The following is an 11,359-nucleotide window of genomic DNA, read 5'->3' as shown; positions in this document are numbered from 1 at the left end:
CGGGGCCGGGCGGCCGGCCGGTCGGGCCTCAGCGGCCGGGTCCGGGCAGACCGGGCCCGAACCCGACGAGCATGCCGGGTCGGCCGAATCGGATCGGCTTCAGCATCGGATCGGCTTCAGCGCCCCCACGCGGCGGTGATCGTAGCGGTGTGTTCGCTCGCCCGGTCACGGGCGAGCGCCGCCGCGCCGGATCGGCCGAGGGCGTCGGCGAGTCGTGCCTGCTTGAGCCAGTTGTACGGGCTGCTCGGACGCAGGCCGATGCGCTCGCTGAGCAGCGTGCGGGCCAGTTCGTGGCGCTCGGCGCGCAGGGCCGCCTCGACGAGGGTCTTCTGCACGGCGTCACGCTGCGCGTGGCTGCCGCCGAAGACGTTGAGGCGGTGTCGGATCGGGGCCAGCAGGTCGACGGTCTCCGCGTAGCGGCCCTGCCCGAACGCGACGAGCGCGCGGCACACCGGCAGCCCCACCCGCGCGGTCATCACGTGGTTGCCCACCCCCGGGTGCGGCTCGGCGAGCCACGCCTCACGGTCGCGCACCACCGCCTCGGCGTCGGCGATCCGGCCCGCGCCGACGTACGCCATGACCGCGTGCATGTCGTTGAACGCGTAGTACGCGCCGTCGGCCCGTGCCGCCCACGCGTCGGCGAGCGCCGCCCAGCGCTCGCCCTCGTCGTGGCCGTCGAGGTACACGCGCCACAACAGCGCGGAGGCGTCCAGGAGTTCCATCGCCGCGCCGACCGAGTTCGCGTTGTGCAGCACGGCGTCGTACACGGCCAGTGCCCGGTCGAGCGCATCCGCCTCCAACGCGAACACGCCGTAGTGCCACCAGTTGTGCACGTTGAGGTAGTTGCCGTGCGACCAGTGCGCCATCCGCGCGTCGAGAAAGCGGATGCCCTCGGCGAAGCGCCCCCGCATCTCGTACGTGTGCACCACGGCGTGGACGGCCCACACGTCGTGCGGGTGCGCGGCGACGGCGGTCAGGCCCACCTGCTCGGCCCGGTCGTGGTGGCTGGCCTCCTCCAGGCCGAACGCGTACATCCCCAACACCGGCCCGTAGTGCGGGTCGTCCTCGTTCTCCCACCCGGTCAGCACCCCGCCGACCCGGTCGCGCAGCCGGGTCGCGTCACCCGTCAGGAAGTCGATCTGATGACCGACCGCCAACGCGAGCACGTCCTGCGGGTGCGTCGCCACCACCTCGCCCAGGATCGCGCCGGCCCGGTGGATGTCCCCGTCCAACCACGCCTGCACAGCCGTCAGATGGGCCACCTCGCGCGGCTCGATCCGCGTCGGCGCGATCCGCAACCGCTCGAACCGCTCCCGCGCGGCGGCGGCATCACCGGCCTCGGTGCCCAGCAACCCGAGATACCCCGCGAGCACGTTGGTCATCGGCGCCCCGGGCTCGACCGTCAACGCCGCCTCCGCCGCCTCGGCCACCTCGGGCCGAAAGAACAACAACGCATCGACCGCGCGCTCGTAGTGCCGCAACCCTTCGGCGCCCACCCCGGACATGTCGAGCCCATGCCGATCCTTGCCCATCGAGGTTCCTCTCTCTCCTCCGGCTACCGCGCGTGTGCTCGCGCCGGGCCCCGGCGGCTCTGCGGCCGGGTACTACTCCGGTCCCGGCCTGGGCCCGGGCTCGCGCATGCGCGGCCGGCCTACGCCGATCACCGGCAACATCCTGCCGTAGCCGGCGGCGAACACACCCATCTTCGGCGCGCCGCCCCTCCGGCCCCGGGCGAACCTCACAACGCCCCGACGGCCGTTCGGCGGGCGCCGGGAGATCATCGTGAACTGAACCGACCGAAGCGGATCAGGCGATGGCGCAGCGGGTGGCGAGTGCGCGGAGTTCGGGAGTGGTGCGTCCGCCGAGGAGCAGCCCGGACACGAGGGCGCGGACGGCGGGACGGGTGTGGGTTTCCTCGGGGGAGCAGCGTTCGGCGTTCAGGAGGGCGTGCAAGCTTTGGTCGCGGCGTCCCCAGTGGGCATACGCGGTGGCGACGTCGGTGAAGTAGCGGCAGCGACGTTCCACCGTAGGCAGGCTCGCCGGCGCGATGGCGCGAGCGGTGGCGATGGCCGCGCCGGGATCGCCGGCGGCGTTCTCGGCGGAGATGCGGTGGAGGGCGACGGTCGCGGTCCCGAAGCCGCCACCGTGGTCGCGGAGCATGACCCCGCCCAGACGCTCGGCGATGGCGGCGGCCTCGTCGGTGAGTTCGCGCATCCCGTCGCGATCTCCGGCTCGGGCGGCGGTATATGCGGCGGATTGGATCAGCAGACCGCGTTCGGCGGTGAGGCGAGGGGAGGGGCCGCGCAGGGTGAGACGGTCGGCCGCGTCGAGGGCGATGCGCATGGCCTGTTCGTGCCATCCCGCCTTACGGGCGAGCACGGCGAGATTGCGGGAGGCCTCGGCGGCGACCAGCGCGCTGTTGCCGGTGTGGGCGATGATGCGTGCGCGGTCGGCGGCCATCCAGCCCAGTTGAGGGTCGTCGAGTTTGATCAGCATGCGGGTGGTCAGGACGTAGATCTCCGCGAGCAGCGCTTGATGTTCGACACTCGCGCTCTCGTCGGCGAGGGCATGGCCCGCCGCGAGCAGACGCGGCAGGCGCTCGGCCAAGGCACCGTAGCGACCGGTATGGAAATCGCTCAGGGCCACCGCCAACGCCCCGCGCACCCACGCGGTGGTAGTGGCCGCCGGCGCGGTGTCCAAGCCGAGCATTGCATCCCGCACCCGCGCGACCAGCAGATCCCCCGAGGCCGGTGCACGCGCGCCGGCGGCGCCCCTGCCGACGAAGGGGAGGGAGGCGGTCGCCGCCAGGTTCGCCAACAGGCGTCGTCTGCGCACGTTCTCGCCCTCTCGTGGTTCCTCGCGCCCAACAATAGGACGCGGCAACCAGGGAATCGACCTTACCGAAGCCGGACGCGGCCCCGGTACCGCCGGCACCGGTACGAGCCCGAAGTCCTCGACCGGCAATCCCAGCGCCTCGGCGAACCTCCGGATGACCGTGACGTCCGTCAAGGGCGCGAGACCGCGCTCGTACCGCGAGACCTGCGCGGCCGAGTAACCGGTGCGTCGGCCGAGTTCGGCGAGGGTCCACGCCCGCGCCTGGCGGGCCTGACGCACCCGCATACCCGAATAGAGATGCCGCTGCCGATGCTTGACGGTGGTCACGGGCGATCTCCTCACCTGCCGGTACAGGAATCTTCAGTGATAGCACCCGCATAGCCCAACGATGAACCGTTTTGCACAAGATGCAAGGCATTTGCGGTATGCGCCCTTGGGTGGGACGCAGGAACTCGGTTCGCGGCGTGATGGGTGCGCGGCGCCGCATTTCTCGGGCCGTGCTCGAGGCGGCGCCGCCCGCCATGGCATCACCACAGGAGGAGCGACCGTGCGTACCCTTCTCTCGCCCCCGGACCACAATGAACGCCTCACTCCCGCCTACTACATCGACCGGGACCGGACCACACACCGTTACGTCACCGACATCCTGGGCCGCTGTGCCCGAGTGTTCGACGTCAAGCCGATTCTGACCGCCGACCTGGACCAGCTCACCACCACCGTCGCCGGTGCCGACATCCACCCCGACGCGCGCCTGATCGGGGCGGTCCGCGTCGAGGCGGGCGCCAGGGTGGAAGCCGGCGCCACGATCGTCGGACCCGTCCTGATCTGCGCCGGCACCGTGATCGGACCTGCGGTGATCCGCGACCACAGCGTGATCGGGCCCGGCTGCCGTATCGCGGGCGGTGCGGAGATCACTCGCAGTCTGTTGGTCGCCGACGTGTTGATGGTGCACCAGGCGTTCGTCGGGGACTCGATCCTGGGCCACGGGGTCAACGTCGGCGCGTTCTGCACCACCACCGGTATGCGCATCACCGGCCCTGTCTCCGAACCCGCCACCGAGCAGATCACCCTCGTCCTCGACGGCGAGCGGATCACCACCGGGCAGACCAAGTTCGGCGCCGTGATCGGCGACGACGTCGCCCTTCCCGCCGGCACCGTCCTCAGCCCCGCGACGCTCATCGGTCCCGGGACCGTCATCTTCCCCCGTAACCACGTCGGCGGCGTCCTGCCGCGCGGCAGTCGGATCAGGTGAATCCCATGAGCACCGCACCGCGTACCACTGCTTCTGCCTCTGCCACAAAGGTCACGGACGTTCTGCAGATCACCGGCGGAACCCCGCTCGCCGGCACCGTTGACATCCAGGGCGGCAAGAACATCGCCCTCCACCTCTACGCCGCAGCACTGGCCTGCGACGGCCCCACCGTCCTGCACAACGCACCGGGCATCATCGACACGGACGTTTGCGCCGCGATTCTGCGCCACACGGGAGCTGAAACCACGTACTCGGCCGGTGAGTTCCGGGTGATTCCGACCAACCACCCGTTCCCCGAGGTCCACCCCACCCTGGGCACGCGGGTCCGCGTCAGCACTGTTCTGGGCGCCGCTGTTCTGGCCCGCACCGGCCGCGTGAGCATGCCCCGGCCCGGCGGGGACGCATTCTGTCCGCGCCTGATCGACCGCCACCTCGCTGCGATGACAGCGGCCGGGGCGACTGTCACCGACGACGGTCACACCATTCGCGCCTGGGTGGGACCTCACGGTCCGAGCCCGTTCCGTGTGGACGTGAACACCCCCTACGGCCCCAGCATGGGCGCCACAGTCACGGCGCTACTACTCGCCGCCCGCGCCCCCGGCACGAGCCTGATCACCCACCCCAGTATCGAACCCGAAGTCGTCAACACCGCCGCGTTCCTCACTGCCGCAGGCGCGGGAATCCACTGGGACGACGATGGCCTTCACGTCAACGGCGCCGACCACCTCACCGGCAGCGTCCACACGGTTCCCGGCGACCGGATCGAGGCGGCGACTTGGGCGATGGCCTGCGCCGCCACCGGCGGCCATGTCGTCCTCGAGGGGATCACACTCGCGGACCTTCCCGCCGGCCTGACCGCAGTTCTGCGCGAAGCCGGGGTGACCCTCGCCAACCTGCGCCACGCTGTCGCCGTCCTCGCCCCGGACCGGCTCGCTCCGGTCACCGTGAGCACTGGCCCACATCCCGGGCTGCCCACCGATACTCAGCCCCAGCTCACGGCCATGCTCACCCGATCCCAGGGTGCGTCCACCGTCACCGAAACGGTCTACCCGAGGCGCGATACCCATGTGGCCGGGTTGCGCGCGTTCGGGGCCGACATCGCCACCGACGGCTCACGCATCACCGTTCGCGGCCCTGTTCGACTCCGCCCCGCCGACGTGCGCGCCGACGACATCCGAGCCGCGACCGCCTACGTAGTCGCCGCCCTGACCGCGGAGGGAACGTCTACGATCCGGGCCGTGTACCACCTTCGGCGCGGTTATGAACGGCTGCTGCCCACCCTGGCCACCCTCGGCGCCGATGCCACTCTCACCCCCACGGAGACGCACACCGCATGAACATCACGCCGTTCGACCCGGCCGACGTCCACAGCCTGCGCGACGCCCTCGACACTCTGGTCACCACTGGGGGGAGCCCTGGAGGCGTCCTCGTCTGCGGTACCGCCGACGGAGAACGGCACACGATCGGCGCGGGCGTCGTCGCCCCCGAATGCGGCGACACCCCGCCCACCTCCGACACCGTGTACGATGCCGCCTCCCTGACCAAGGTCATCGCCACCTGGCCCTTGATCGGCCGTGCCGCCGAAGCCGGCCTGATCGAACTCGACGCCCCCGTACGCGAGTTCCTGCCACCGTTCACCTCGGTTACCTCCGGCGAGGCCCCCGGAGGCGGCGCCACCTTGCGGCAACTCCTTGCCCACACCTCCGGTCTCCGTGCCGAGACCCGCCTCGACCGCTACCGCGGCAACCCCCTCTCGCTCGCCGAGCTCCTGTGCCGTGAACCCCTGGAAGAACCCCCTGGCCGGCACCGTTACCTCAACCGGGGCTTCATCCTCCTGGGCTTGGCCCTCGCTCACGTCCATGGCCGCCCCCTGCACGAACTCGCCGCCGACCTGTGGGCCGATGCGAACATGACTGCTACCACGTACGGGCCCATCGCTCGCGCCGTGCACGTCGCCCCCACCGAGCAACGCCTCACTGCCGCGCCTCGCATCTGGGGCGCTGTCCACGACGACAACGCCGCCCTGATGGGCGGGGTCGCCGGCCACGCCGGCGTCTTCACCACCACCGGCGACCTCGCCACCTACGCCGAGCATCTCCTTGATCCCGCCGACCCGCTCGGCCTCGCAGCGTGGTTCGAGGCCGGCCGAACACCGCAAGTGAGCATCGAGCCCGGCATCGACCGTGGCCTGGCTTGGCTGCTTGCCGACGACGCTCAGGCCGTCTATCACCACGGCTGGACCGGTACGAGCTTGTTCCTCGCCCCCGCCACCGGCCGCTACCTCGCGATCTGCACCAACGCCGTCTATCACGGCCGCCCCAGTACCCGCGTCGCACCGCTCCGCGCTCTCGCCCGCAAAGCCCTGATCGCCTGACCTCACGGAGGGCCCGATGGGGGAGCGGCTGTTGGCCTGGTGGGTGGTCGGGATTCGGGCGGGGTCTGCGTCAGGCCGTGCGCAGCGTCGACAGCAGGGCCGACCAGGAGGCGGGGGCGACGGTCAGGTAGCCGATGTTCGGATCCTTGGAATCGCGGACGGGGATGATCGTGAAGCCGGGGGCGACTTCTACGCACTCCGACCCCTGGGGAGCGCTGTAGCTCGACTTGCGCCAGTGTGCAGTGCTGAGGTGAGGGGCTCTGGTCATGGCTCACACTCCGTCCAACTCAGGGGCGGCGGGTCCGCGTTTCCATCATCTTGACGAACTGCCTTCGTATCAAAGCGTGTTGAGCGGTACGACTCCCGGCGTCGTGCCGGCCGGGAGTCGTACCGGGATGGCGTCAGGCCGGGCGCAGGCTGGACAGCAAGGCGGACCAGGAGGCGGCGGCGACGGTCAGGTGGCCGATGCTCGGGTCTTTGGAATCGCGGACGGGAACGACTGCGAAACCGGGGGCGACCTCCAGGCAGCTACCCCCATCGGGGTTGCTGAACGTCGACTTGCGCCACTTTGCGCTGCTGGGAATCGGGGCAGTCGTCATGCGGCGTACCTCTCCATTGCGGTCTTGATCAGGTCTGCCGACTGCCCTGTCGGCAGGGAGTAGGCACTCACGCGATCGTAGGCCCGTTGTCGCTCGCGTACGAGATCCGGGTGCTCCAACATCTGGCCGTGGTTACTGCCCTCAACCCACGCTCCAACCTTGCCATCGGGAAGGGTGAGCAGAACCAACAATCCGCCCAGTAGAGGATGTTCACCGTGTTCGAACGGCAGCACTCGAATGGTGGTGCGGGCTCCATCGCACAACGGCAGGATTCGGGCGAGTTGATCGCGCATGATGGCATGGCTTCCGACTGGCCGACACAAAACTGCTTCGTCCAACACAGCCGAGTAGATGGGCGGGACGTCGCGGGCAAGGATGGCCTGTCGACCCATGCGGGCGGCGACCAGATCGGAGAGCTCATCGTCTGTCGCGTCCGGGCGTCCGGCGCGTAGCAGGGACCGCGCGTAGTCCGGCGTTTGAAGCAGCCCAGGCATGACCTGCCCCGCGTATTCTGCGATCTGAATCGCGACGTCTTCGTACTCCATTGACAGCCGATATCGGCCGGGGTGCACGTCGTGTTTGATCATCCGGTACATGACCGTGAACAGTCGGCCCGTGTTGAAAAGGACATCCAACTTCTCGGGAACGTCCGGAGGGACGGCCCGCTTTGCGTTTTCGAACCGGGATAGTGCGCTTGGGTCGTAACCCAGCTTGGCGGCACACAGTTCGAGCGAAAGCCCTGCTGCTTCCCGGTGTTCGCGCATTGCCTCGCCGTATGACGCCCGTGGCCCGGCCCCGGGATCGATAGGGCGGGGTGTGTATCGCACGTCCGTTCCCCTTTCGTTTGCCAGCGAATTCGGTCAAGGGTTCCCGGCTGTCGACCCTAGCGACGGCGCGTCATCATCGCAGTACAGACAGTGCAATCTCGTCCGTCAGCGGAAGGCGCGCGGCCATGGATCACCCCTCTCGGATCGACCAGTCGAATCTCGACCCGTTCCCCGAACTGCCCAGCAGCAGCATCACGTTGGCCGTATATCGGGTAGGTGTCACAGGGACCGAAATCTTGGTTCCGCCTCAACGTCACACGCGGTTCTCGCGGTCGCCATGGTTCACACCCGACCCGCCGTGCCAATGTTCCCCGGGCTGTCGGTACCGGTATGGCGATACCCCCTGACTGCCCTGGCGCCGGCTCTCGGTCGCACGTGGTCCCGGCGTCAGGGCGCCATGCCCGGCGCGCCGCGCTGACGTCATCGCTCGGCGCGCCGGTTGGGCACCCTGCCGTTCACTGACAGGAGTTGAGGACATGGCAAGCGTTGTTGCGGGTGTGTTTCGGTGGTTGGTGCGGTTGATCCTTCCGGTGTCGATCGGTATCCGTGGCGTTCGTGCGGAACGGACCTTCGGTTCGTTCGAGCCCGGCGAGTCGAAGCGGACGCCGTATCCGGGTGGGTGGCGCGACTTCGTGCCGGTGGCCCAGGATTCCTTGGCCGACGAGCCGCCCATGCAGGACTCGGCGACGGTTGTGCCGCGATATCTGATGACGCCGGCGGAGCTTGCGGCGTGGCGGAGGGGGTGCGGTGAAGCGGATCGCAAGCGGGGCACAGCCGAGCCGGCCGAGAGTGAGGCCGCCGAGCGGGAGCGGCAGCGTGGGCGGCTTGCCGAGCTTGCCGAGGCCGTGGGTCGGCCGGTTCGTGACTGGAGGGCCCCGGCACGGGCGGCGGCGGCGGTGCCGGTGTGAGTCGGGTGTGCCGAGGGGCGTGGGTCAAATTGCGGTGGGTGGGTCCAGGTCGGCGGGGCGGATGCCCAGGAGGCGTTCGAGTTCGGTGCGGCCCAGGGGAGTTGGGCGGACGGCGCGGCGGGTGCCGATGCGTTCGGCCCAGCCTTGGTCGAGGATCAGGCGGCACAGTTCGGCGCCGGCGGTGCCGGCCAGGTGGGGGCGGCGTTCGGTCCAGTCCAGGCAAGGGCGGGCCAAGGGGCGTTTGCGCGTCTCGGTCAGGTCGGCGCCCAGGTCGGTGAGCCAGGCCACGCCGGCCGGGCTCAGCGCGAAGCCGGCGTCCTGGCGGAGCAGGCCCCTCGTGGTCATCGCGTCGGTGATGGCGACGCCGAGGCGGCCCGCCAGGTGGTCGTAGCAGGTTCGGCCGCGGGCCATCGCCTCGCTCGCCGAGTGTGCCCGCAGCGACGTGGGCGGCGTACGGGTCGGCGGCATCGCGTACGCCGCGAGGTCCTCGACCATGCGGGCCACCGCCGGGTCGGCCAGTCGGACGTATCGGTGCCGGCCCTGCCGTTCCTGGATCAGCAAACCGCCGTCGACCAGGCGGGTCAGATGCTCGCTGATCGTCGACGGCGCGACTCCGCAGTGCCGGGCCAACTCGCCGCCGGTCCAGGACCGCCGGTCGAGCAGGGCCAGGCACACGCCCGCCCGGGTCTCGTCCGCGAGCAGCGCCGCGAGGGCCGCGAGGCGCGGGATCGTGTCCCCGTCCGCGCCGGCGGCGGCCGTGTCGGCGGGGGCGGCGGCACGGGCGACGGGGACATCCGCGGGCCGCCCGTTGTGGTTGGCATCCATGTCGCCATCATCGACCGGCCTCGGTTCGGCGCCCACCGAAGGGTGCGCTGGTGGATCTCTCGCCCCGGGTCGGATCGCTGACGCTCTGTCAGTATGGGGATGTGCTCCTTCCCCTCGCCGGCGTCACCGTCGTTTCGCTCGAACAGGCCATCGCCGCGCCCTTCGCGACCCGGCAACTCGCCGATCTGGGGGCGAGGGTGATCAAGGTCGAGCGTCCGGGAGACGGTGATTTCGCGCGCTCGTTCGACGACACCGTCGAGGGGATGTCCAGCCATTTCGTCTGGGTCAATCGTGGCAAGGAAAGTCTCGCGCTCGATCTCAAGGACGATCGCGCCCGGGAAATCCTGGCCCGGCTGCTCGCCCGCGCGGATGTTTTCGTGCAGAATCTCGCGCCCGGCGCGGCGGACCGATTGGGGTTGGGCGCGGCGGAGTTGCGGGAAAGGTACCCGAGGCTGATCGTGTGCGGGATATCCGGATACGGCACCGCCGGCCCGTACCGCGACAAGAAGGCGTACGACCTTCTCGTCCAGTGCGAGGCCGGCCTGCTTTCGATCACCGGAACCCCCGACGCGCCCGCGAAGGCGGGTATTCCGATCGCCGACATCGCCGCCGGGATGTACGCCTACACCGGGCTGCTCACCGCCCTGTACGAACGGCAACTCACGGGCGAGGGCAGCGCGTTCGAGGTGTCGATGTTGGACGCGCTCGGCGAGTGGATGGGTTTCCCGTACTACTTCGCGACGTATGGCGGCACGCCCCCGCCGCGCACCGGCGCCCGGCACGCGGCGATCGCGCCGTACGGGCCGTATCGGGTCGGGGACGGCAGTCAGGTTTTCGTCGGGGTGCAAAACGATCGGGAGTGGGCCGCGCTGTGCGCACACGTGCTCGGCCGCCCCGACCTGGTCGAGGACCCGCGGTTTCGGACCAATTCTTTGCGGGTCACCGGCAACGAGCGGCTCACCGAGTTGATCGAGACGGCCTTCGCGGACCGTACCGCCGCCGAGATCGTCGAGCGCCTGGACGCCGTCGGCATCGCCAACGCGCGTATGCGTACGGTCGCGGAGTTCGCCGATCACCCCCAACACGCCGCGCGGGACCGGCTGCGGTCGGTCGATTCGCCGGTCGGTCCGCTGCGGGCGCTGCTGCCGCCGGTCACGGTGACCGGGCGCGAGGCGGCGATGGGCCCGGTTCCGGCCGTGGGGGAACACACGCGCGCGATTCTGGCCGAACTGGGCATGGCCGATCCGGGTCCGAGTGCGGAGTGATGGAGGCGTTCCCGAGGCGCCGCGCGACCGCCGGAGACCACCGTCCCGGGAAGTACGTTCGTGTTTTTCCCGGGCGCACGGTTTTTCCGTGCTAGCCTCGAACCAGTTGCAGTAGTGGTTCCCATGTATCTCGTGAGCGCCTTACGGTCGTGACCGTCGGGCGTTTTTTGTTTGTGGCCATTCAGTTGTGCCGCAGGCCGAAATAGTGTGAAAAACGTATCGCTGTGCAACTTGGAATTACGCATGTGTGTAATTTCATTTGGTACCACGAAGGAGATTTGTATGGCTACTGGAACCGTGAAGTGGTTCAACGCGGAAAAGGGCTTCGGCTTCATCCAGGCGGACGACGGCGGCCCGGATGTTTTCGCGCACTACTCGGCGATCCAGTCGCAGGGCTACCGTGAGCTTGTCGAGGGCCAGAAGGTCTCCTACGACGCTGTTCAGGGCCAGAAGGGCCCGCAGGCGGAGAACATC

11 protein-coding genes are annotated in these 11,359 nt (G+C 69.7%); 5 read left to right on the top strand and 6 right to left on the bottom strand.

The window, feature by feature from the left end:
• Nucleotides 1-116 precede the first annotated feature (116 nt).
• Both GT354_RS01875 and GT354_RS01870 read right to left on the bottom strand, forming a co-directional pair.
• Nucleotides 117-1,532 carry a tetratricopeptide repeat protein gene (locus GT354_RS01875; RefSeq protein ID WP_161354384.1) on the bottom strand — a complete coding sequence of 472 codons (1,416 nt, stop codon included), beginning with the start codon at nucleotides 1,530-1,532 and terminating at the stop codon, nucleotides 117-119.
• A gap of 274 nt (nucleotides 1,533-1,806) precedes the next feature.
• Nucleotides 1,807-3,162, bottom strand: a complete 1,356-nt coding sequence (locus tag GT354_RS01870) for a helix-turn-helix transcriptional regulator (RefSeq protein WP_346011794.1) — start codon at nucleotides 3,160-3,162, stop codon at nucleotides 1,807-1,809.
• Nucleotides 3,163-3,382: 220 nt separating this feature from the next.
• Between GT354_RS01870 and GT354_RS01865 the strand changes: the two genes are divergently transcribed.
• The 3 genes from GT354_RS01865 to GT354_RS01855 are packed head-to-tail and all read left to right on the top strand — an operon-like array spanning nucleotide 3,383 to nucleotide 6,461.
• Nucleotides 3,383-4,087 (top strand): hypothetical protein, encoded by a 705-nt coding sequence (locus tag GT354_RS01865; protein ID WP_161354383.1) that lies wholly within the window; start codon nucleotides 3,383-3,385, stop codon nucleotides 4,085-4,087.
• 5 nt (nucleotides 4,088-4,092) lie between these two features.
• Nucleotides 4,093-5,424 carry a UDP-N-acetylglucosamine 1-carboxyvinyltransferase gene (locus GT354_RS01860; protein WP_161354382.1) on the top strand — a complete coding sequence of 444 codons (1,332 nt, stop codon included), beginning with the start codon at nucleotides 4,093-4,095 and terminating at the stop codon, nucleotides 5,422-5,424.
• Nucleotides 5,421-6,461, top strand: a complete 1,041-nt coding sequence (locus tag GT354_RS01855; protein WP_161354381.1) for a serine hydrolase domain-containing protein — start codon at nucleotides 5,421-5,423, stop codon at nucleotides 6,459-6,461. The genes GT354_RS01860 and GT354_RS01855 overlap by 4 nt, the downstream gene beginning before the upstream one ends.
• Nucleotides 6,462-6,531: 70 nt before the next feature.
• On the opposite strand, the gene GT354_RS01850 is transcribed toward GT354_RS01855, so the two are convergent.
• The 4 genes from GT354_RS01850 to GT354_RS01835 all read right to left on the bottom strand — a co-directional run bounded on the left by GT354_RS01850 (nucleotide 6,532) and on the right by GT354_RS01835 (nucleotide 9,620).
• Nucleotides 6,532-6,729, bottom strand: a complete 198-nt coding sequence (locus GT354_RS01850) for a DUF397 domain-containing protein (protein WP_161354380.1) — start codon at nucleotides 6,727-6,729, stop codon at nucleotides 6,532-6,534.
• 133 nt (nucleotides 6,730-6,862) lie between these two features.
• Complete coding sequence (locus GT354_RS01845; protein ID WP_161354379.1) at nucleotides 6,863-7,060, bottom strand: DUF397 domain-containing protein; 198 nt, start codon at nucleotides 7,058-7,060, stop codon at nucleotides 6,863-6,865.
• Nucleotides 7,057-7,824: a helix-turn-helix transcriptional regulator gene (locus tag GT354_RS01840; RefSeq protein ID WP_161354378.1), complete on the bottom strand. Its 768-nt coding sequence runs from the start codon at nucleotides 7,822-7,824 to the stop codon at nucleotides 7,057-7,059. Before GT354_RS01840 ends, GT354_RS01845 begins: the two co-directional genes overlap by 4 nt.
• Before the next feature lie 995 nt (nucleotides 7,825-8,819).
• Nucleotides 8,820-9,620: a helix-turn-helix domain-containing protein gene (locus tag GT354_RS01835; protein WP_161354377.1), complete on the bottom strand. Its 801-nt coding sequence runs from the start codon at nucleotides 9,618-9,620 to the stop codon at nucleotides 8,820-8,822.
• 101 nt (nucleotides 9,621-9,721) lie between these two features.
• Here GT354_RS01835 and GT354_RS01830 point away from each other — a divergent pair, with 101 nt between their 5' ends.
• Both GT354_RS01830 and GT354_RS01825 read left to right on the top strand, forming a co-directional pair.
• Entirely contained in the window at nucleotides 9,722-10,885 is a 1,164-nt protein-coding gene (locus tag GT354_RS01830) for a CaiB/BaiF CoA-transferase family protein (RefSeq protein WP_161354376.1), read from the top strand.
• Nucleotides 10,886-11,167: 282 nt separating this feature from the next.
• Nucleotides 11,168-11,359: cold-shock protein (locus tag GT354_RS01825; RefSeq protein ID WP_161354375.1), on the top strand; the 192-nt coding region annotated here is incomplete at its 3' end.

Source organism: Streptomyces sp. SID3343 (genome assembly GCF_009865215.1).
Taxonomy (GTDB): Bacteria; Actinomycetota; Actinomycetes; order Streptomycetales; family Streptomycetaceae; genus Embleya.
The sequence above is the reverse complement of the archived record's forward strand: the minus strand, read 5'-3'. Positions and strand labels throughout refer to the sequence as shown.